This is a genomic window from Mycobacterium sp. AMU20-3851, assembly GCF_043974665.1.
Lineage (GTDB): Bacteria > Actinomycetota > Actinomycetes > Mycobacteriales > Mycobacteriaceae > Mycobacterium.
Window position 1 is genome coordinate 5,864,092 of sequence record NZ_CP146371.1, and the last position, 20,009, is coordinate 5,884,100.

Consider the following 20,009-nt stretch of genomic DNA (forward strand, 5'->3'; position numbering starts at 1 on the left):
CCCCGGCCCGCAGCGGGCATACATAGGCCCGTTGCCCTGTCTTGTCGTCCCGTCTTCGAACCCGGGGGTTGTGGTGTCCCGCTACCTGGACGCGCTCGGCCGATTCAGTTTTCACCGCCGATGGGTGGTGCTGGGAGTCTGGCTGGCCCTGCTGCTGGCGATGGCGGCCGCCTTCATCGGGTTCCGCGGCGAACCCAGCGACAACTTCACGATTCCCGGCACCGAGTCGCAGCGTGCCGTCGAGCAGTTGCGGCAGAACCTGCCCGCGTTCGCCGGCGCGCAGACCCAGCTGACCATCGCCGCACCGGACAACCTGCGGGTCACCGATCCCGCGTTCGCGCCCGCCATCGACCGCGCCGTCGCGAACCTGTCCGCCATCGGAGACATCGCCGCGGCCGCCGGACCCGGCCAGACCCGCCAGATCTCCCCCGATGGACGGGTCGGGTTGGGCACCGTGCAGTGGAAGGCCCCCCTCGGCGAGGTGAGCGATGCCGCGTTACATGAGTTGGAGGCCGCGATGGCGCCGGCCCGGGACGCGGGGCTGCAGGTCGAGTACTCCGGCAGCGTCTACCCCGGCTACCAGGTGAAGCCGCCGATGGTGGCCGAAATCATCGGCGTGGTGGCCGCCTTCGCCATTCTGCTGATCACCTTCGGCGCCGTCGTCGCGGCCGGACTGCCGATCGTCACGGCGGGAATCGGGGTCGGCATCGGCCTTTTCGGCATCTTCGTCGTCGCGGCCTTCGTCGAGATCCCGTCGGCCACCCAGTCCCTGGCCCTCATGCTGGGCCTGTCCTGCGGTATCGACTACGCCCTGTTCATCCTGCACCGCTACCGAAACAACCTGCTGTTGCTGATCCCCCGCGACGAAGCCGCCGCGCTGGCCGTCGGCACCGCCGGAGGGTCGGTGGTGTTCGCGGCGCTCACGGTGATCATCGCGCTCTGCGGGCTGGCTGTCGTCGGCATCCCCTTCCTCACCTATATGGGTGTGGCGGCCGCGGTAGCGGTGTTCATCGCGATGCTCATCTCCCTGACCCTGCTGCCCGCACTGTGCGGGTTCGCCGGCGGCAAGGTCGCCGCATTCATCGAGACACCGCTGCAGCCCGGGCGGGCCAAACAGGTCGCCCAGGTCGCCGCGTACACGCCGCAACGCACCATGGGTGCGGCGTGGGCCCGCTTCGTGGTCCGCTTCCGCACCCCGCTGTTACTCGGCGGGATCGGTGCGCTGGTGCTGATCGGATTGCCCGCCACCGGAATGCATCTCGGTCTGCCCAGCGGGGCGTCGCAGCCGACCTCCAATACCTCACGCCAGGCCTACGATCTGACCGCCGAACATCTCGGACCCGGATTCAACGGCCCGCTGCTGGTGGTCGCCGATACCTCCGAGGCGGTGGACCCGAATGCCGCCGGGGTGATCGCCGCCGCTCTCGACCGACAACCGGGTGTGGTGCTGGCCGCGCCCGCCGGCGGCGACGACCGCACCGCGGTCATCCAGGTCATCCCGGAGAGCGGGCCCAACGACCTGGCTACCGCCGATCTGGTCCGTCAAATTCGCGCAGACCGCGAGAACATCGAAAGTGACACGGGGGCAAAGATCCTCGTCGGCGGTACCACCGCCTCGAACATCGACACCTCCGACAAACTCGCCGCCGCCCTGCCGGTGTTCGTGGTGGTCGTCGTGGGGTTGGCCTTCATCCTGCTGACCATTGCCTTCCGGGCGGCACTGGTGCCGCTGACCTCGATCGTCGGATTCCTGCTCTCGGTATTCGCCGCCCTCGGCGTGCAGGTCGCGGTGTTCCAGTGGGGCTGGGGCGCAGGACTTCTGGGCATCACTCCCGGTGAGACCATCAGCTTCCTGCCGATCATCGTGCTGGCCATCATCTTCGGGCTGTCCAGCGACTACGAGGTGTTCGTGGTGTCGCGGATCAAGGAACAACTCGGCGAGACCACCGATGCGCGCGACGCCGTGCGCAACGGCGTGGGCCTGTCGGCCCGGGTGGTGACGGCGGCCGCGGCGATCATGTTCTCCGTGTTCATCGCCTTCCTGGCCGGAGCCGATCCGATCATCAAGGCCATCGGCCTGAGCCTCGCCGTCGGTGTTTTCCTGGACGCTTTCGTGGTCCGGCTGACCCTGATCCCCGCGGTGATGAGCATCCTCGGCGACAAGATGTGGGTTCGCTCGAGGTGGTTCGACCGCTACGTACCCGACCTGGATATCGAGGGCACCGCGCTGGAACCGGCCACCGCGGGGCACCCGGGTCAGCCCAGTTCGACGTCCACGGCCAACGGCCGGTGATCGGAGATCCCGACGACCGGTGCGGTGCAGTTACGGGTGCACAGCGCGGGGTCGTCGGTGAGGATGTGGTCCAACTGACGGGTCGGTGCGTCGGCGGGGAAGGTGAGCGCGTTCGCCAGCGGCCGCAGTCCCGACCATCGGGTCGCCGCGTCCGGGGTGAGGTTGAGATCGCCGGCCAGGATGTGCGGTCCGGGTAGGCCCTTGAGATCACGGACGAGTCGGCTCAACTGTCGGCGGTTCCAGCCCGGGACGAACGAGAGATGGGTGTTGGCAACGGACATCGGGCCCAGAGGGGTGTCCAGTTGGGCGATCACCGCGGCCCGGGGTTCCTCGTCGACGATCTTGACCCGGTTCGGACCGGGCAGGTACATCGGGAAACGCATCGGGATCCGCGGTAGCCGGACCACCTGCCAACTGGTCGCCGGATACCGGGACAACAGGGCGATGCCGTAGCCGGCGGTGCCCGGTTGTTCCTCCCCCGTGGCGGCCATCCACGTCGCGCCGGGCGTGCCCGCGATCGCCGCGACGAAGCGGTGGCTCACCGCACCCATCGCCTCGGCGGCCACCGCGGTGAGGTCAGTGCGCCCCGATCGCTGCTGTTCGAGGTCGACTTCCTGCAGGGCCAGAATGTCCGGGTCCAGCCGGCGTACGCATTCGATCAGGCGCGCCGGGTGGACCCCGTCACCAATGGTCCGGCCGTGCAGGATGTTGAAGGTCGCAATCCGCATGCCGGGTGGGTACCCAGGTTGGATGTCGACACATGAGGAATTACGCGAGGCGTTGCGCACCGCCGCGTCGGCACTCAAGGAGCACGGGCCCAGGTTCGCGTTGGCGGGCAGCTACGCGCTCTGGGTGTCCGGTGGCCCCGAGCCGGTCCATGACGTGGACTTCGTGGTCGCCGAGACGGATACGGAGGAGGCGGCGAGGACACTCGCCAAGGCCGGATTCCGGATCGAGAGGCCACCGGAAGACTGGTTGTTCAAGGCGCACAGCGGCGACGTGTTGGTCGACATCCTGCACCGGATCAACGGCGTGCCGGTGACGACCGAGACGCTCGACTGCGCCGAGGAACACGATGTCATCGCCATCCGCATGCCGGTACTGCCGGTGACCTTCGTGATCACCCAGAAGCTGCGGGCACTCAACGAGCACTACTGCGATTTCGCGGCGCTGCTGCCCGGGGTCCGCGCGGTCCGCGAGCGCGTCGATTGGGACGCGGTGCGCCGGGACACCGCCGACAGCGACTTCGCGGCGGCCTTCCTGACGCTCGCCGACCGGTTGGGGATCACCGCGTGATCAGGCACTGGTCAACCGGTGCGGATCGGCGACCGGCGCCACCCACTCACGGTCGCGGTCAGTGGTTACGCAATTTGTCGACGAGCTTGTCCTTGGTCAGTCCGGAGTAGCCTTCCATGCCGAGTTCCTTGGCGCGCTTCTTGAGATCCGCGACCGTCCAGTCCTCGTAGGAACCCGACTTCCCGCCCTTGCGCCCCACCGCGGACTTGCCGCGGGCTGCGGCGGCATTGGAGATGCGGGCGGCCTTCTCCTTGGAGTTGCCCTGTTCACGCAGGTCTTCGTACATCTTTTCGTTCTTGATCGACGAGTTCGGCATCGTCACCACCTCTGTGTACTCGGGATTGGGCAGGGATTCCCCTCCCGAGGAGACCCGAAACTACGTTCGCCCGGGCTCAACTCCTGGCGACCCTGCGGACCAGGCTGCGGGTGGCCTTCTCCAGCGTGCAGGCGGCGTCGGCGGCGTCCTTCTGCCGGGCGGCCCGCTGCGCGGCCGCGGCTATCGTCATACCCCGCCGGTATCCGGTGACCACGCGCGGGTCCACGTAGGCACTGCGCGCCACCGCCGGGGTATTGCCCAGGTCCTCCGATACCTGTTTCATGACCGCCGACACCGCGCGTTTGGCAACCCGTTCGGAGTCCGGCGGATCCGCTTCGGCCAGCGCCGTGGCCGCCAGCACGGTGCCGTGCCAGGTGCGCAGATCCTTCACGCTGTACTCGTCGCCGACGAGTTCCTTGAAACGGATGTTCAGGTCGTTCGCGTGAACGTCGGACCATCCGGACCCGTTGCGGCAGACCAGCAGTCGTTCGGTGCGATCGGAGCGCCGCAGCAGCGCGCGGACCGCGCGCACCACCTCGGGGTCCTCGATCTCCAGGGTGCGACGAACTCCGCTCTTGGCCGGGTAGTCGAACGCGACGATGCCGGCCCGCAGCGTGACGTGCTCACACTGCAAGGTGGCCAGCCCATACGATTCGTGCTCCTCGGCGTACTGTTCGCCACCGGCGCGGAAGTACCCGCGGTCCAGTAGCTGCAAGGCCAGGGCCAGCACCCGGTCCCGGGTCAGCCCCCGTCCGGCAAGGTCGCTCGCTATCTGTTCCCGCCAGGCGGGCAGCCGGGTGGACAGTTCGAGGACCCGGTCGAACTTCTCCTCGGCTCGCTCGTCCTGCCACGCCTGGTGGTACAGATACTGCCGCCGTCCCGCGTCGTCGGTACCGACAGCCTGGATGTGCCCGTTGGGATGAGGGCTGATCCACACCTTGCGCCAGGCCGGCGGTATGACGAGATCCTTTATCCGGGCGAGATCGTCGGCGTCGTCGAGGCGTTGCCCGTCCACACCGATGTAGCTGAAGCCCTTGCCGGCACGTCTACGCGTGATACCAGGTTTGCTGAGATCGCTTCGCCGCAAGCGCATATCGGCCTCCTGTCCGTCAGCGACGGTATTTCAGAAACAGATAGTCCCCGTGCGTTACGGCGTGTTGCAGGCGCATATCGCGCGGCGCCGGCATCGCCGAGGCCAGGACCGAGTCACGAACAGGTTGGCTGGCAGCAAGTTTCGGGGCCAACGTGACGCAGAGCTCATCGAGGACATCCTTTTCCACCAGCTCATCGAGGAGCGTGGGTCCACCCTCGCACAGGATGCGCGGCATCCCGGCCGCGGAGAGCATCCGTACCGCGGCGCCGACATCGACGCTGTCCGCACCGGCGTGGAACACGCGGCGGTCCGGATCGGCACGGTGGTCCTCGACCGATCGGGGGTGCCCGCACGTCACCAGGATCGGCGGCTGGTCGGGATTGTCGGCCAATCTGGACGGAAGGTTGCCGGACCGGGTCACCACCGCGATCGGGGGTGTGTCCGACCGTCCCTCGGCACACCGTTGCGCCCGCCGCTCCTCGGAAAGCCGTACCGGCCCGTAGTTCTCGGCGCGGGCGGTGCCCGCGCCGACCAGCACGACGTCGGCGAACCCGCGAAGGATTCGGAGTAGCTGTTGGTCGACCGCGTTCGACAGCGGACCGGCGCGGCCGGCGAATGCCGCCGCACCGTCGGCGCTGAAGATCATGTTCGCCCGGACACCTTCCGGCGGTTCCGCATAGAAGGCCGCCAGATCGGTCACGGTGTCCACGGTCGCGAGGGCCGGAGGCATCAGGTCACGCCTGCTTGCCGGGCTCGATGTCACGGACGTCGTTGAAGGACACCCAGGGCCGGTCACGCTCGGGTGCCTTGCCGTCGACCGGTTCCAGGAAGTGCCCGACGTGGTCCCCCAACTCCACCCGGTCCAGTACCCGCCCGACGAACCACGCCGCGGCATCGTCGAGGATCGGTAGACCGTGCGGCCCGGCATGCCACGCGCAGTCGGCGAATTTGTCGTAGGTGTCGCCGGTCTTGCTGCCGAACAGTTCGGCCAGGTCCAGGTTCTCGCGATCGATCAGGTGCACGGCCAGGTGGGTGGCCTCCATGGCTATCTGGAAGGTGTGGTTGCGTTTGGACATTCCGACGAGGAAACGCGGCGGGTTGATGCTCGTCTGGCTGGCGAACCCGACCAGACAGCCCGCGGGCTGCTCCGCAGACCCTGCGGTGACCACGAACATCGGATAGTCGAGTGTGGCAACGAGATTCTCGAACGCTTCGGTTCCCGGTGCGGACATGCGGTCTATATGCCCACTGCCCCCGGTTCCCAACCGCCGGGCCGCAGCGCTCAGGAGGTTTCGGCCGCTGCCGCTGCCCTGGCCCGCTCCCGCAATGAGGCCACCACGCCGCCGTCGTTGAGGATGTCGGTGCCGGTGAGGTAGCCGGCCCTGTCGCTGACGCAGTAGGCGAACAGCTCGGCCATCTCTTCGGGCTTGCCCCAGCGGGGTACGGCGGCATCGACCACGAGCGCACCCGCTCCGGCGGCCTCTTCGAGCCGGCCCATCTCGGTGTCCACCGACCCCGGCGACACCGAGACGATGCGCAGCCCACGACCGTTGAACCGCTCGGCCTGTGCACTGCTGTACCACTTCACGAAGTTCTTGCTCACCGCGTAGGCGATGCCGGAACGCGCATCGGCGCCGGCGATGTCGCACGCGGCGAGCAGACCGGCAAGAAAGGCCTGCTGATCGGTCAGCGCCGACGGGAACGCCGCGACCGGGATCAGCTCTTCGGGCATCAGGTGCGCCGCCATCGAGGCGACGTTGACGATGGCCGCGCCCTCGGCGGCCCCCGCGAAGAAGGCCTCGTTGACGTTGAGCGTGCCGATGGCGTTGGTGCGCAGGACGTACTCGGCGTCACCCATGGCGGGACTGACCCCGGCGGCGTGCACGACCGCCGCGACCGGACCCAGACCGGCTGCGGTCGCGAACATCTCGTCGACCGCCTGCCGGTCGGTGACATCACAGTTGACCGCCGTGGCCTCGATCCCGAGAGCGCCCAGGGCGGCAGCCGCCGCGTCCAGCCGGTCCTGGCGGACGTCGCACAGCAGCACCGGGTTGCCCTGTCCGACGATCTTGGCTGTCGCGACCCCCATACCACCGGCGCCGCCTGTGATCACCGTCACTGCACTCATCCCTCGACGATATACTAAGACCAGCTAGCAATCCCGGTGCGGGATGCGCTCGGCGCGTCAGCGCGCCGCGTCCTGCAGGATCTGTCGCAGTCGCTCCATCGGATCGCCCTGCCCCGGATCCAGTCGGTCGAGCCGGTCGGTCTGCGGTGCGCCGCCCGGGCCCGGCGCTGCCGGTACCACCGTCGGCGGCGGTGGCGGGGCCTGCGGTGCCGGCGGTGGCGGGGGTGTCGCCACCGCCGCGATCTTGGCGTCCAGCCGCGCCGGCACGTCGGGGTGGGCGGCCAGGCAGTCGGCCGGGGCCTGTTCGAGCGCCCGTTTGGCGGCCAGGTAGTGATCGACGGCGGTCTGCGCTTCGAACGTCGCGGCGGCCTTGTCGCCCAGCGACTCCCGCACCAGTGCCAGATTCACGCGTACCGGGCAGGACGCATCCTGCTCGGTGCGATCCAGCGCCAGGGAGAATTCCCGGTCGGCGTCGGTCAACCTGCCCTGCAGTGCTGCGGCCGCGCCGGCCACAAAATGCGCCTTGGCCGGTTCGATGACGTTGACCAGTCCCATGACTCCGGCATCGCGGTCGAGTGCCGCGCCGTCGGCCTCGGCGAAGTGGGACACCGCCGCGTTGCCTGCGAGCACCGCGGATATCAGTTTGACCGCGAACAGCAGGACGATCACCACCACCGGCGCGGAATACCCCAGCAGCCGGCGCCGAGTCTGCGTCATCGGCCCACCTCGATCCGGTCGAGGTGGGTGCGCCGTAACCGGTTCAGCGCGCGATACAACTCCACCAGGATGAGCACCGCCGCCAACCCGGACAGCACCCAGTACAGGTCGAGTCCGCCGGGGGCCGACACGATTTCGGTGGACGGTTGCGCGGCGTCGGCCGGGGTCTCCTCCCCCGGCGACGGAGTCCCCTCCCGTTGCAGGTAGTCGACGCCGATCTGTTCTGCCACCGAACGCAACCGTGCCGAGCCGGCGTCGCCGTATCCCACCACGGCCCCGCCGTCGACCGCAGCATCGGGAACCTGGAACTCCCGTTGCGGCACCGTGGAATTCGGCGCACCGGAACCGAAGTAGTACACCAGGTTCTGTGCCTTCGGGAACTGTTGGACGGCGCCGATCAACTGATACCGCAGCACGGTGTTCGCCGCGCCTGCATTGGCAGTCGTCTCATCGGCCGGCGGTGCCAGCGCCGCGACGATCGGTTGCAGGGTCCACGCGTCGGCGGACAGCGGCCAGTCCAACGATGCGCGCTCGTCGAAGGCGATCAGGGCGAACCGGGCGCCCGGGTAACGGTCGATGACAGCCGCGATATCGGCCTGTGCGGTGGCCGCAACCGATCTGTCCACGAGCAGGAAGACGCTCGGGTCCCGCTCCCCGGCGATGACGGTCGGCCCGGGGCCGGTGTCACCGATCGTCGGGCGGAGCACGGCCACCAGCAACAGCGCAGCAGCGACCCACGGCAGGTACCTGCGCCCGGACTCCCGCGACAGGAATGCCGCCAGGACCGTCAGCAGTGCGGCCGCCACCAGCAACACCTCCGGCGTCTCGGTCGATCCGACCCGGGCGTTCCGGTCCGGGTCGGCGGCGGGCGGGTGGCTGCGGATATCGCCGAGTTGGGCGGCGACATCGCCACCCCCGGAATGGATCCGGCCGCCCGTGGTCCGGGCGAGTTCGGCCGGCAGACCTTCGCTATCGGTGCCGGCGTCGTCGGTGACGACATTGATCTGGACGCCGGAATCGGTGGCCCTGTCGCGCACCTGCTGCGCGGTGAACAGCGTCGGACCTGCCTCTCCGCCCAGCGTCGGGGGGCCGACATAGATCAGCGACCGGCGCGGCACGCTGTCGGAGTCGGGGTCGGCTTCAGGAAACCCGGTCAGGCACAGGGTCAGCAGATCCTCGATGTTGGCCGCGTAGTCGGTATACGACACCGGAGACACCAGGGGCGCGGCCGCACCGGCGAAGCGTGCTGCCGCGTACTGATAGTCGCGGGTGAGCGGGACCAGTCGGCGGTTCGCCGAGGTGAGTCCGATCCGTTCGGTCCCGAATTCGCCGACCGCGGCGGCGAAGTAACGCAGCGTCTCGCCGACCGCCGGGTCGGTGGCCGGACCGCCCAGGCAGATCATGATGTCCTCGGGCTGGTTGGCCGCGGTATCCCGCCCGGGCGCGAGCAGACCCGTCGGGCGCGCCGCCGCCATGGTCGCCGCACCGAAGGCCGCGGTCAGCAGGGCGACCACCAGGACCGCGGACCGCATGTGCCGGCGCGCAGCGCGGGCGTACTCGGGCAGCCGGGTGAGCCGGCCGGTGTTTGCCAACGGACGCAATGTTTCCGGCCGGTCTCGCCGGGGCTGCAGCATCGCCGCGGCGATGCAGCCCGCCAGTGCGAGGCAACCGACGATCGCCACGGCCCACCAGGTCAGGTCCACTGCCGCACCAGTTCCCGCGCCGCGGTGCCCACGGCCCCGAGGTCGACCGCCGTCTCCGCATTGAACTGGACGTCTTCCAGGTCAGCCAGGATCGCTGCCGCCGGCGCCAGCCTGCCACCGGACACCGAGGTGAGATCGGGGACCTGGACGTATTCGGCACGCAGCCCGGTGGCATCCCGCAAGAACCGACGCAGCTCCGAACTCACCGCCGCACCCGCGGCCGCCGGGGTCAGATCGCCGGTGCCCAAACGGCTTTCGATTCCGTCGAGGGTCCGCATGGTGCGCCGCCGCAGCAGGGCCAGCCGCGCAGCCTCGATCATCGACGGTTGATCCCGTTCCCGGCCGGGCGCGGTCCAGCGCAAGACGGCCAGATACCACAGCACCGTCAACCCGATGAGCAGCCCCGCCACCCACAACCAGGAACTCGAGTACGGCGTCGGTCCGACGAGTTCGCCGACGAGATCATCCGGCACGCGTGTACACCCCCGTCATGGCGACCAGCGCTGGCATGATGCCGTGGCTGGACGCGATATAGGTGTGCGGAATCCGTTGATTGGTGAGGAGTTCCGAGAGTTGCTCGCGACGGCGCTGTTCCGAATCCCGGTACGCGGCGATCACCCGTTCACCCAACACGCCCGCCGCGAGTATCGGCCGGCCGTCGGCGACGTCGTAGCCCCGGGCGGTGTCCTCGGCGCTCACCGCGGGCATATCGGCGACCATCGCCCAGAGCAGGTCGTGGCGCGCGGTCAACGGACGCAGCACGTCCCGCAGCCGGTCGTCGACGTCCGGTTCATCGGAGACGACCACGATCAACAGCGGATGCCGGTGGTGGCGTGCCACCCACTCCAGCTGGGTGACGATGTCGCTGGCGCCGGGTCCGGCATCGACCATCTGGAGATGGCGATGCAGTATCCGCTCGATATGGGTCTCGCCGCGGCGCAGCCGGATGTCGACACAGCCGCGCCGGTCCCCGGCGACCATGCCGATCTCGTCGGAGCGGGGTAGCGAGATCAGCCCGATCGCCCCGATGATGTGCGATGCCACTTCGCATTTTCGTTCTCCCGAGGGTGCCAGAGCCGATGCGTTGCGACCGGTGTCGGCCACGATCAGGATCTTGTGGTGTTTCTCGGAGACGAACTGTTTGATCAGGGTGTGGCCGGTGCGGGCGGTGGCCTTCCAGTCGATGTCGCGGACATCGTCGCCGGGGACGTATGGCCGGAGCTCGTCGAATTCCAGGCTGCGGGTGTGCACCAGCGCATACCGGCCGCCGGCCAACAGTCCTCCGCCATCGCGGACGAAATATGCCTTGGCGGCATCGAGGTACTTACCCATGATGTGCTCACGGCACCGGAACTGCCTGCAGCACAGCGTCGATCACCACGTCAGGGGTGACACGTGCGCTGGCGGCCTCGAAGCCGAGGATCAGGCGGTGACGGAGGACCCGGTGCGCGAGCCGGGCGATGTCGTCGGGCAGGACGTGGCTGCGGCCGCGCAGCACGGCCATCGCCCGGGCGGTCCGGCACAACGCAATGGTCGCCCGCGGGCTGGCGCCGTATTCGATCAACCGGGCGAGATTCGGGGACAGGTACCGCTCCGGGTCGCGGGTCACCCCGACCAGGCGGCTGGCGTACTGCACCAATGCCCGGTCCAGGTGTACCGACTGCGCCGCCGCCTGCGCCCGGCGGACATCGGCGAGGCTGACGACCGGGGCGCCGTGATGCCCGCGGTCGTACAGGCCGGCATCCATCCGGCCGATGATCTCGACCTCCTCGTCCACCGACGGGTACTGCACCAATTCCTTGAGCATGAATCTGTCGGTCTGGGCTTCGGAGAGTGGGTAGGTGCCCTCCTGATCCACGGGGTTCTGGGTGGCGATGACCAGGAACGGCTCGGGGATCGGATGTTCGACGCCGGCGATGGTGGTCTGGCGTTCCTCCATCGCCTCCAACATCGCACTCTGGGTCTTGGCGCTCGACCGGTTGATCTCGTCGAGCAGCACGATGTTGGCATGCACAGGTCCCAGCTGCGTCACGAAAGTGTTGCTGGCAGCCTCGTAGATCTGGGTGCCGATGATATCGCTGGGCAGCAGGTCAGGGGTGCACTGGATGCGCCGGAACGATCCGTCGATCGCCTCGGCGACCACCCGGGCGGCGGTGGTCTTCGCCAGGCCGGGGACGCTCTCGATCAGCAGGTGCCCCCCGGAGAGCAGCACGAGCAGCATCGATTCGCGTAGATCGGCCTGTCCCACGACCTTCGCCGAGAAGGCTCTGGCCACCGCCGAGACGACATCTCCGGCCTCCGGGCCGGCGGCCGGATCGGGCTGTAGACGAGGTGTGGTCATGGGTCCTTCCGGCTCTGGGTCACTGCCGACCCCGGGTACCCAGATTTGCTGAGGCGTAACCTGCCGAGGACCGCAGAAATATGTATGTGCTAAACATATTTAGTGTTCCCGCCCGCCGACCCCGATGCCGCGCAAACGCGTTACGACCATCTGGACGACCTGCTGACCCGGCTGCACATGGCCCGTCAGCGTCCGACCTGGCGGCGGCGGCTGCTCGACGGCGCGGACCCGGTCACCTCGGTGGCCACCCTGCGGGCCCTGCGCGCGGTCGAACGCCGTCAGCAGGTCGGTGACGGGGCCTCGATCCGCGACGTCGCCGACCATCTGGCGGTCGAGCACTCCACCGCCAGCCGCACGGTGTCCGGACTGGTCGCCGCGGGACTGCTGGTGAAATCTGCTGCCGCCGACGATCAGCGCCGCAGCGTGCTGATGCTGACCGAACTCGGGGTCCACGCGCTGGCGACGGTGACCGAACGCCGCCGCGAACTGGTGGCCGAGACCATCGCCGACTGGCCGACCGCCGATGTCGACGTCCTGGTCGGCCTGCTGGAGCGGCTGACCGATCGGTTCGAAGTGGCGGCCGGCCGGTGAGTGCACAGACCACCGCTGCCCTCACCCGGCCCCGGGGCGCCCTGGGGTTGATGTTCGACCCCGTCTTCGGCGCCCTGTTCTGGGGCAAGATGTTCTCGGTCGTGGCGGTGTGGACGCACAGCATCATCGCCGCGGTGGTGATGTACGAGGCGACCGGGTCAGCGTTGATGGTCGGGTTGGTCGGCGTCGTGCAGTTCGGGCCGCAGCTCATCCTGAGTCCGATCAGCGGCAAGTGGGCCGACACCGGGAACCCGGCCCGCCAGATTCTGCTGGGCCGGGTGTTGTGCATCGCCGGTTCCGGGTCGGTCGCGGTATGGATGCTCATCGAGCCTGGGCTGCAAGGTTTCTCGGCCGCTGCGCCGGTCCTGATCGGCTCCACCCTGGTGGGCTTCGGCTTTGTGGTCGGCGGACCGGCGATGCAGTCGATCGTGCCCGATCTCATCCGTGACGGCGAATTGTCCACCGCCATGGCGCTCAACAGCATTCCGATGACCATCGGCCGGGTGCTGGGCCCGGCCGCCGGCGCCTATCTGGCCGCACATTTCGGTGCGGCCACCGGTTTCGCATTCAGCGCCGCGATGCACGTGGTGTTCGCCGTGCTGTTGGTGATCGTGCGCCTGCCTGCACCGCCGGCACGGGCCTCCGGCACCGACTTCCGGGTCCGTACCGCACTGCGTTACGTATGGCGGGACCGACCGCTGCTGTTGGCTCTGGTGGCGGTGACGACGGTGGGTGTGGCGGCCGATCCGTCGATCACCCTGGCGCCGTCGCTGGCCGACGCGCTGGGCGGCGGTACCCGGATGGTCGGGACCCTGTCGGCGATCTTCGGCATCGGCGCCGGGATCGGCATGGCCGCGTTGGCGCTACTGGGCGGCCGGGTGGCCTCCGCGTTGGTGTCCTCGATCGGCCTGACCGGGCTGGGGCTGGGCTGTGCGGTGCTGGCCGGCAGCGTGGTTCCCGCCGTGGCGATCGCGGGCTTCGCGCTGGCCGGGTTGGGTTTCGGGTGGGCGCTGACCGGACTGAGCACGGTCGTACAGGAGCGTGCCCCGCAGGAGCTGCGGGGCCGGATCATGGCGTTGTGGCTGGTCGGGTTTCTCGGATCTCGCCCGATAGCCGCAGCACTGCTCGGCGGGACCGCCGACCTGGTGAATGTGCAGGTGGCGTTCGCGCTGGCGGCGGCCCTCACCCTCGGGGTGGCGGTGCTGTGCCGGCCTTCCAAGCTCACCGGTGACCTGCCCGCGCGCTGAGGCGCGGACGCAATCCGGAGATCGAATCGTTATCGAGGTTTGCCTCGATTGTCACTCGGGTAACTCTGGTCACAGCACGGACGCGTTCCGTGCTCACCGCAAAAACGACAAGAGAGCCGAATGGATCATCTTCATGAACACCGTCCTTTACCTCAGCGCCGACGGCGCCGCATACGAGACCCGCGCCTATAGCACCGCCGACATCACCCGGTTGGTACGCGATCAGGGTCTGCAATCGCTCACCAGCGCCGACCGGCAGTTCGACTTCTGGTTCAGCCCCAGTACCCGTCGGTGCCAGCGCCGCGTCAACCGAAACGCCACCGATCTACTGTTGGCGACAACGACTTTCGATGCCAAGACGGTGCCCCTGCTGCGCGGCGGCGTGGTCATCGCCACCCATGACTTCGACGGCGACCTCGACGGACTCAGCTGGCAGCAACTCGACCAGCTCGCCCGGCTCAGCCGCACCGTCACCGCCCGCGACGACCGGCGCCTGAACCGGCGGGTGCTGCGCGCCGAACGCCAGGGCCGTCGCCCCGCCGTCCCGGCCGCCACGGCAGCGGCACCGACGGTGGTGGTACCCCACCCCGTCTCCTGATGAGCTAGCTGTCGCGAGCGCGTTCGCTCTGCCGCTTGTGCTTCTCGGCGTGCTGCAGATCCTCGATACGGTCGGCCTGCACCCGCTGTTCTCGGGCTGTCTTCTGCTTGTCCCGAGAGGCGGCGAGCTTGGACTGCGCGGCGGCCTCCCGGTTCTTCTCGGCGGTGTTGATCCGCTCGAGTTCGGCCGCCTCGGTGGCCTGCCGGGAGTCCTTCAGTTTCGCCGCCGTCTCCTCGGCGTTCCGTTTCGCGGCCGCCGTGCGTTTCTGCGCGGTCTGTGCCGCGTCGACGCGCCGCTGTTGTGCCTGTTCCCGGGCGTCCTCGACCGCGCCGTCTTTCTCCGCGCGGGCCGCGCTGCGGTCAACTGCGGCCTCCTGGCTCACCGCTCGCAGCTGGGCGTCGGCCTGCTCCTGCTGGGCCGCTGCCTGGGCGTCGAGTTGCGCGGCGCGGCCGCGGTCGGCGCTGCGCTGGGCGAGCGCTACGCCGTTGCGGCGCAGCTGCGGATCCCCCAGCATGTTGCCGGCGGCAGCGTCGAGTGCTCCCAGGGACCGCTCGAAGAGCAGCCGGGCCGGGGCCTCGGTATCCATCCGCGACATCACCCGCTGCTCGAAAAGATCGAGCGGAAGCCGGGCGATCCGATATTGGGCACGCAGCACGGTGCGCGGGATTTCGATGATGTTCATCTGGCGACTCCTAAGTCGGACTGTGTCAGGGCAGGTCGGATCGGTCGGTCAGCCGGTCGGCTCGTTGCCTGAGGCGCTCGGCCTCGGACTGTTCTTCGGCAGCCTGGCCGACCTGCTCATGGTGTTCGTCGAGGGCTTCGACGACCTCGGCGTCTGCAGCGCGGACCGCCGAGCGTTCGTCACGTCTGGCCTCCTCCACGCGGCGTTGCGCGTCGAGATCGGCCTGCACCTGCTCCTGCACGGCCTCGTTACGGGCATGCCGCGCGGCTGACTGTTCCTGCGCGACCTGCTGGGTCTGTACCGACTGCTCGACGGCCGCAGTGGTCTCACGCACCGAATTCCGTTGTGCGGCAGCATGAGAGCGGACGTCTGCCGCCTCGTCGTGGGCCGCGGCCGCTTCTGCATCGGCCACCGCATCCACGGCGTTGGCCTCCCTGCGGTGTTTGGCCTGGGTCTGTTCCAGCTGGCCTTCGGCGGCCAGCGAATCATTGCCGGTCACCGCACCGGCAATCTCCTTCGCCTTGCCCTTGACCGAATCGATCAGGCCCTTGCGGGCCTCGTCGGCCTGATGGTGCTCACTCATGGTTCTCCTCTCGGCGCATGACTCCACGTCACCCGATCGGGCTATCTGCAGATATCTGGTGCAGGGGGCACTGGTCTCGGCCCGCTACATACGTGTGCGCACAGTGCATTGCGCGTCGGTCACTGATTACCGCTCCCGCAGGATGCTCCGATTCCTCCGATCTCAAACCTGGCGTGCAATCGGTGGCCGCGGGGTACTACCAGGCGATGACCTCTGAGGTGCGGGCCGAACCGCAGGATGCCGCCGGCCGGGACAAGCTCAAACGCCGGATCACCGGCCCGTTGTTGTTCCTGTTCATCCTCGGCGACGTTCTGGGCGCGGGGATCTACGCGCTGATGGGCGTACTGGCCGACCAGGTGGGGGGCGCGCTGTGGGCCCCACTGCTGGCGGCGTTGCTGCTGGCGCTGCTCACGGCCGGGTCCTACGCCGAACTGGTGACCAAGTACCCCCGGGCCGGTGGGGCCGCCGTTTTTGCCGAACGGGCCTTCGGGCGCCCGCTGCTGTCGTTCCTGGTCGGATTCTGCATGCTCGCCGCCGGTATCACCAGCGCTGCAGGCCTGTCGCTGGCGTTCTCCGGTGACTATCTGGCCACCTTCGTCGACGTGCCGGCAGTGCCGGCGGCCATCGTCTTCCTCGGGTTGATCGCCCTGCTCAACGCGCGTGGAATCAGCGAATCGATGAAGTCGAACGTGGTGATGACGGTCATCGAGCTGAGCGGCCTGCTGCTGGTGATCATCGCCGGGGCGGTCGCGGTGGGGGCAGGTCGAGGCGACGTCGGGCGGATCGTGGAATTCCCGGCGGATTCGGCTCCGGCGCTGGCCATCCTCGGCGGCGCGATCATCGCCTATTACTCGTTCGTGGGCTTCGAGACCTCGGCGAACGTCGTCGAGGAGATCCGCGATCCCAGCAAGGTGTACCCCAAGGCACTGTTCGGCGCGCTCATCTGTGCCGGGCTGGTCTACGTGCTGGTCGGGATCGCCAGTGCCGCAGTGCTGGCGCCGGGTGATCTCGCGGGGTCCAGCGGCCCGTTGCTGGACGTCGTGTCCGCCGCCGGAATCGGTGTGCCCGAGTGGGTTTTCAGTGCGATCGCGCTCATCGCGGTCGCCAACGGCGCGCTGCTGACGATGATCATGTCGAGCCGGCTGACCTTCGGGATGGCCGAGCAGGGGCTGCTGCCCGGGGTGTTCTCCCGGGTGCTGCCGCGCCGCCGGACGCCGTGGGTCGCCATCGCGGCGACCACCGTCGCGGCCATGCTGCTGACCTTGATCGGGGATCTGGCCACCCTGGCCGAAACTGTGGTGCTGTTGCTACTGGTGGTGTTCATCTCGACGAATGTCGCGGTGCTCGCGCTTCGCCGCGATACCGTCGCGCACCCGCACTTCCGGGTGTGGACGGCGGTGCCCGTGCTGGGAGTCGGGTCGTGTCTACTGCTGCTCACCCAGCAGACGGCCAAGGTGTGGTTGTTCGCCGCGATCCTGCTGGCCGTGGGGGCCGCGCTGTTCGCGGGGGCGCGGGCGGCGAGCAGACGGTCCGCCCGCGCGACCACTGAGGGGCGCTACTGATCGACCGCGGACGGCGGGCGCCGTTCGGCGATCGCCGCGAGCCGTTTCGTACACTCCCGGTTCCGCGGTACCGCCGCAGCCAGTGCCAATCGTTCCGGAATCCAGCCCATCGGGAAGCCGACCGGCACCTCCGCCATATCGATGCGACAGCCACCGTCGGCGGTGTCCTCGAGCCGCAGGGTGATCCGCGCCTTGCCGAACGGTCTTCCCTTGGCCAGCAGGACCAACTGCCGTTCGGGCTGGCAGTCCTCGACGACCGTGTGATCGTCGAGCAGCAGGGGCCAGACACCGATCGAGTGGTGGATGGTGCTCCCGGGCGCCGGCCAGTTCGGGTCCACCGCCCGCATCCGGCTGTTACCGACCACCCATTGCGAGTAGGTCCAACCGTCGGCGATCACGGCCCACACTTGCTTGCACGATGCGGACGTCTCCCGGGTTACGGTTAAAGCACTGTCGGCCTCGTCGGGGTGCGCCATGCGCCAGTGATACCCACCACCGGCGGCGGCCAATCAGCATCAACCTCGTGCACGAGCACCGGGACAGCATTCAACTCAGGCGAGGTGACCATCGGCAATGACAGGGAACCCGCACAACGACATCACTCTGCGATTCGCGGAGTTGCTCCGCGATCTGGAGCGGTCCCAGCCTGCGGACACCGAAAGCGCGTTGCGCGAGCTCACGGTGATGGCGGCCGGGGCGGTGCCGGGAACCATTGCCGCCGGAATCACCCTCGTCGATCGCGACGGCAAGGTGCGTTCGGTGGCGTCCTCGGATCCGGTCGCCGAAACGGTCGACGACATCCAGGACCGGACCAAGGAGGGACCGTGCCTGACGTCGGCCTGGGAACAGCACACCGTCCGGGTGAACGACGTAGCCGCCGAGGTCCGGTGGCCGCTGTTCTGTCGGGAGACGCTCCAGAGCACCCCGGTGCGATCTGCCCAGTCCTTCCAGTTGTTCAGACACCGAGAGTCCATGGGCGCCTTGAACTTCTACGGCGGTCTCCCCGGCACCTTCGATGACGAATCCCTCGAACTCGGCCTCACCCTGGCAGCGCACATCGCCATCGCCTGGAACCTGTTGTTGCGCGACGATCAATTCCGCAGCGCGCTCGCTTCCCGCGATGTCATCGGCCAGGCCAAGGGCATCTTGATGGAGCGGTTCGGCATCGACGCCGCCGCCGCATTCGATCTGCTCAAGAAGCTCTCTCAGGAATCCAACACCCCGCTGGCTGCCCTGGCAGACAAGGTCGTCGCGAGCGCCGGGGATCGCTGACCACGTGTCCGCAGCGCACACTGGAAGCAACCCAGGTTAGTATCAGGGGAACGTGGGTTCAGGTCGATGCCCATCCGGCGCTGTTTTGTGGAGCCCAGATGAAATCCGACCGTTTGGACGTTTTCCCGGACCGCTTTGGCATTGAGTCCAGCGACCCCGACCTGATTCAGAAGCACCTCGATCAGACCTATTCCGCGCGTTTCGCGATTTCCCGCCCCGGTACCGGGGGGTGTTCGCTCGCGCACTCGCGAATCGATGTCGGCGGCTACGCCATCGAAGACATCCGGCACACCGGTGAGGCACTGCTGCGGGCCGACCGGGTTCCCTCCGTGGTGGCACTGTTCGTACTCAACGGACACGTCGAGGCCGAGCACGGGAGATTGACCGGGTCCGCGGGGCCCGGGCAGTGGCTGCTGGCGTCCAGCGGTGTGGGCGGGGTTCGGGTCCGCCTGCGGGATGCCCAACTGCGCTCCGTGGTCGTCGCCCGTCCGCTGTTGACCGAGGTGGCAGCGATCGACACGGCCGCGGCCGCGGTGCCGCGGTTCACCGGCCTGGTCCCGGTGAGTGCCGGTGCAGCGCGCACTCTCGCCACCACCGAACGCTTCCTGAGCCGGCTGCTCACCGACCAGGAGGACACCGACAACCGGATCCTGCTGGCGTCGGCCGGGCGGCTCCTGGCGAGTGCGCTGCTCACCGCCTTCCCGAACGATCTGCCACCGGAGGACGTCCCCGCTGACGCCGACGCATTTCCGGTGCTGTTGCGCCAGGCCATCGAGTTCATCCAGGACAACGCCGCCCACGACATCGGAGTCAGCGATGTGGCGGCCGCGCTCTACCTGTCGCCGCGCACCGTGCAGTACATGTTCCGGCGGCACCTGGACACCACGCCGACCGCCTACCTGCGCGATATCCGGCTCGCGCGGGCCCGTGAGGAGCTCATCGCCAGCGACCGCAGCGTCACCACGGTGGCCGCGACCGCCGCGCGGTGGGGTTTCGCCCACACCGGCCGGTTCGCGGTCATCTACCGGCGCGCGTTCGGGGAAAGTCCGCACGAGACGCTGCGGCGCTGAGCAACCCCGCCATCGCGTCCAGCGGATACCAGGTCTTCGCTTTGTGGATTCATGACACCCCATTCGTTACGAACCGCGGGTATCATTGCGGCAGGTTCAGCAGCAGCCCTATAAGTCGCACATTCGCGACATCATCTACACCACAGAAGTCAAAGTGGAGCGGAGAAGCTGCCATGACGGACACAATTGCCAGCGGCACACACTCGCGGCCGACGCCATTGGAGATGGCCACAGAGTGGCGCGATATCGATCTGGCCGTCATCACGGTGGCCGGCGATATCGACGCTGCGAATACCCGGGTGCTGCTGGACTACACGCTGGGCAAGCTGTTGCTCTGCCGGCGGATGATTCTCGACCTGACCGCGGTCAGCTTTTTCGCCACGGACGGCTACTGGGCGCTCAAAACCCTCGAATCTCGCTGTGTCCTGGCCGATACCGAGTTCACCCTCCTGCCCGGGACCCAGGCCGGGCGGGCGTTGCAGGTCTGCGAACGGGCCGACCAGCACGCGCTCTGAGG

At 68.4% G+C, this 20,009-nt stretch carries 23 protein-coding genes; 9 read left to right on the top strand and 14 right to left on the bottom strand.

What is annotated here, in order from left to right; translation table 11 throughout:
• Window positions 1-73: 73 nt before the first annotated feature.
• Window positions 74-2,293, top strand: a complete 2,220-nt coding sequence (locus V4U86_RS28135) for an MMPL family transporter (RefSeq protein ID WP_395309105.1) — start codon at window positions 74-76, stop codon at window positions 2,291-2,293.
• On the opposite strand, the gene V4U86_RS28140 is transcribed toward V4U86_RS28135, so the two are convergent.
• Complete coding sequence (locus tag V4U86_RS28140; RefSeq protein ID WP_395309106.1) at window positions 2,257-3,021, bottom strand: endonuclease/exonuclease/phosphatase family protein; 765 nt, start codon at window positions 3,019-3,021, stop codon at window positions 2,257-2,259. The genes V4U86_RS28135 and V4U86_RS28140 overlap by 37 nt on opposite strands.
• A 22-nt stretch (window positions 3,022-3,043) precedes the next feature.
• Between V4U86_RS28140 and V4U86_RS28145 the strand changes: the two genes are divergently transcribed.
• A complete protein-coding gene (locus tag V4U86_RS28145; RefSeq protein ID WP_395309107.1) occupies window positions 3,044-3,589 on the top strand; it encodes a hypothetical protein in 546 nt (181 codons plus the stop codon).
• Window positions 3,590-3,647: 58 nt separating this feature from the next.
• Here the strand turns inward: V4U86_RS28145 and V4U86_RS28150 are convergent, their stop codons facing one another.
• From V4U86_RS28150 to V4U86_RS28195, 10 genes are all read right to left on the bottom strand, one after another.
• Window positions 3,648-3,905, bottom strand: coding sequence for a DUF7218 family protein (locus tag V4U86_RS28150; protein ID WP_073859154.1), 258 nt, complete (start codon window positions 3,903-3,905; stop codon window positions 3,648-3,650).
• 76 nt (window positions 3,906-3,981) lie between these two features.
• The gene (locus tag V4U86_RS28155) at window positions 3,982-4,998 is read right to left on the bottom strand and encodes a DNA topoisomerase IB (RefSeq protein WP_395309108.1); all 1,017 of its coding nucleotides are present in this window, start codon (window positions 4,996-4,998) and stop codon (window positions 3,982-3,984) included.
• 16 nt (window positions 4,999-5,014) lie between these two features.
• The gene (locus V4U86_RS28160) at window positions 5,015-5,728 is read right to left on the bottom strand and encodes a pyrimidine reductase family protein (protein WP_395309109.1); all 714 of its coding nucleotides are present in this window, start codon (window positions 5,726-5,728) and stop codon (window positions 5,015-5,017) included.
• A 4-nt stretch (window positions 5,729-5,732) separates the two neighbouring features.
• On the bottom strand, window positions 5,733-6,230 hold the full coding sequence (locus tag V4U86_RS28165) for a flavin reductase family protein (protein WP_395309110.1): 498 nt from the start codon (window positions 6,228-6,230) through the stop codon (window positions 5,733-5,735).
• A gap of 50 nt (window positions 6,231-6,280) precedes the next feature.
• Window positions 6,281-7,126 carry an SDR family oxidoreductase gene (locus V4U86_RS28170; RefSeq protein WP_395309111.1) on the bottom strand — a complete coding sequence of 282 codons (846 nt, stop codon included), beginning with the start codon at window positions 7,124-7,126 and terminating at the stop codon, window positions 6,281-6,283.
• Window positions 7,127-7,183: 57 nt separating this feature from the next.
• The gene (locus V4U86_RS28175; RefSeq protein ID WP_395309112.1) at window positions 7,184-7,843 is read right to left on the bottom strand and encodes a hypothetical protein; all 660 of its coding nucleotides are present in this window, start codon (window positions 7,841-7,843) and stop codon (window positions 7,184-7,186) included.
• A complete protein-coding gene (locus V4U86_RS28180) occupies window positions 7,840-9,546 on the bottom strand; it encodes a hypothetical protein (protein WP_395309113.1) in 1,707 nt (568 codons plus the stop codon). The genes V4U86_RS28175 and V4U86_RS28180 overlap by 4 nt, the downstream gene beginning before the upstream one ends.
• On the bottom strand, window positions 9,537-10,019 hold the full coding sequence (locus V4U86_RS28185) for a hypothetical protein (protein ID WP_395309114.1): 483 nt from the start codon (window positions 10,017-10,019) through the stop codon (window positions 9,537-9,539). The genes V4U86_RS28180 and V4U86_RS28185 overlap by 10 nt, the downstream gene beginning before the upstream one ends.
• Window positions 10,009-10,878, bottom strand: a complete 870-nt coding sequence (locus V4U86_RS28190; protein ID WP_395309115.1) for a DUF58 domain-containing protein — start codon at window positions 10,876-10,878, stop codon at window positions 10,009-10,011. The genes V4U86_RS28185 and V4U86_RS28190 overlap by 11 nt, the downstream gene beginning before the upstream one ends.
• A 7-nt stretch (window positions 10,879-10,885) precedes the next feature.
• Complete coding sequence (locus V4U86_RS28195) at window positions 10,886-11,887, bottom strand: AAA family ATPase (protein WP_395309116.1); 1,002 nt, start codon at window positions 11,885-11,887, stop codon at window positions 10,886-10,888.
• A gap of 177 nt (window positions 11,888-12,064) precedes the next feature.
• On the opposite strand from V4U86_RS28195, the gene V4U86_RS28200 reads away from it, so the two are divergent.
• From V4U86_RS28200 to V4U86_RS28210, 3 genes are all read left to right on the top strand, one after another.
• Complete coding sequence (locus V4U86_RS28200) at window positions 12,065-12,478, top strand: MarR family winged helix-turn-helix transcriptional regulator (protein ID WP_395312247.1); 414 nt, start codon at window positions 12,065-12,067, stop codon at window positions 12,476-12,478.
• The gene (locus tag V4U86_RS28205) at window positions 12,475-13,725 is read left to right on the top strand and encodes an MFS transporter (RefSeq protein WP_395309117.1); all 1,251 of its coding nucleotides are present in this window, start codon (window positions 12,475-12,477) and stop codon (window positions 13,723-13,725) included. Before V4U86_RS28200 ends, V4U86_RS28205 begins: the two co-directional genes overlap by 4 nt.
• A gap of 133 nt (window positions 13,726-13,858) precedes the next feature.
• Window positions 13,859-14,323 (top strand): hypothetical protein, encoded by a 465-nt coding sequence (locus V4U86_RS28210; RefSeq protein ID WP_395309118.1) that lies wholly within the window; start codon window positions 13,859-13,861, stop codon window positions 14,321-14,323.
• A 4-nt stretch (window positions 14,324-14,327) separates the two neighbouring features.
• Here the strand turns inward: V4U86_RS28210 and V4U86_RS28215 are convergent, their stop codons facing one another.
• Window positions 14,328-15,005, bottom strand: coding sequence for an IF2 family translation initiation factor (locus V4U86_RS28215; protein ID WP_395309119.1), 678 nt, complete (start codon window positions 15,003-15,005; stop codon window positions 14,328-14,330).
• Window positions 15,006-15,030: 25 nt separating this feature from the next.
• Window positions 15,031-15,588, bottom strand: coding sequence for a CsbD family protein (locus tag V4U86_RS28220; protein ID WP_395309120.1), 558 nt, complete (start codon window positions 15,586-15,588; stop codon window positions 15,031-15,033).
• A 206-nt stretch (window positions 15,589-15,794) separates the two neighbouring features.
• Here V4U86_RS28220 and V4U86_RS28225 point away from each other — a divergent pair, with 206 nt between their 5' ends.
• Entirely contained in the window at window positions 15,795-17,150 is a 1,356-nt protein-coding gene (locus V4U86_RS28225) for an APC family permease (RefSeq protein ID WP_395309121.1), read from the top strand.
• On the opposite strand, the gene V4U86_RS28230 is transcribed toward V4U86_RS28225, so the two are convergent.
• Window positions 17,144-17,626, bottom strand: coding sequence for an SRPBCC family protein (locus tag V4U86_RS28230; protein ID WP_395309122.1), 483 nt, complete (start codon window positions 17,624-17,626; stop codon window positions 17,144-17,146). The two genes, V4U86_RS28225 and V4U86_RS28230, sit on opposite strands and share 7 nt — an antisense overlap.
• A 97-nt stretch (window positions 17,627-17,723) precedes the next feature.
• Here V4U86_RS28230 and V4U86_RS28235 point away from each other — a divergent pair, with 97 nt between their 5' ends.
• From V4U86_RS28235 to V4U86_RS28245, 3 genes are all read left to right on the top strand, one after another.
• The gene (locus V4U86_RS28235) at window positions 17,724-18,422 is read left to right on the top strand and encodes a GAF and ANTAR domain-containing protein (RefSeq protein WP_395309123.1); all 699 of its coding nucleotides are present in this window, start codon (window positions 17,724-17,726) and stop codon (window positions 18,420-18,422) included.
• Between the two features lie 98 nt (window positions 18,423-18,520).
• The gene (locus tag V4U86_RS28240) at window positions 18,521-19,492 is read left to right on the top strand and encodes a helix-turn-helix transcriptional regulator (protein WP_395309124.1); all 972 of its coding nucleotides are present in this window, start codon (window positions 18,521-18,523) and stop codon (window positions 19,490-19,492) included.
• Between the two features lie 173 nt (window positions 19,493-19,665).
• Complete coding sequence (locus V4U86_RS28245) at window positions 19,666-20,007, top strand: STAS domain-containing protein (protein ID WP_395309125.1); 342 nt, start codon at window positions 19,666-19,668, stop codon at window positions 20,005-20,007.
• Window positions 20,008-20,009 lie beyond the last annotated feature (2 nt).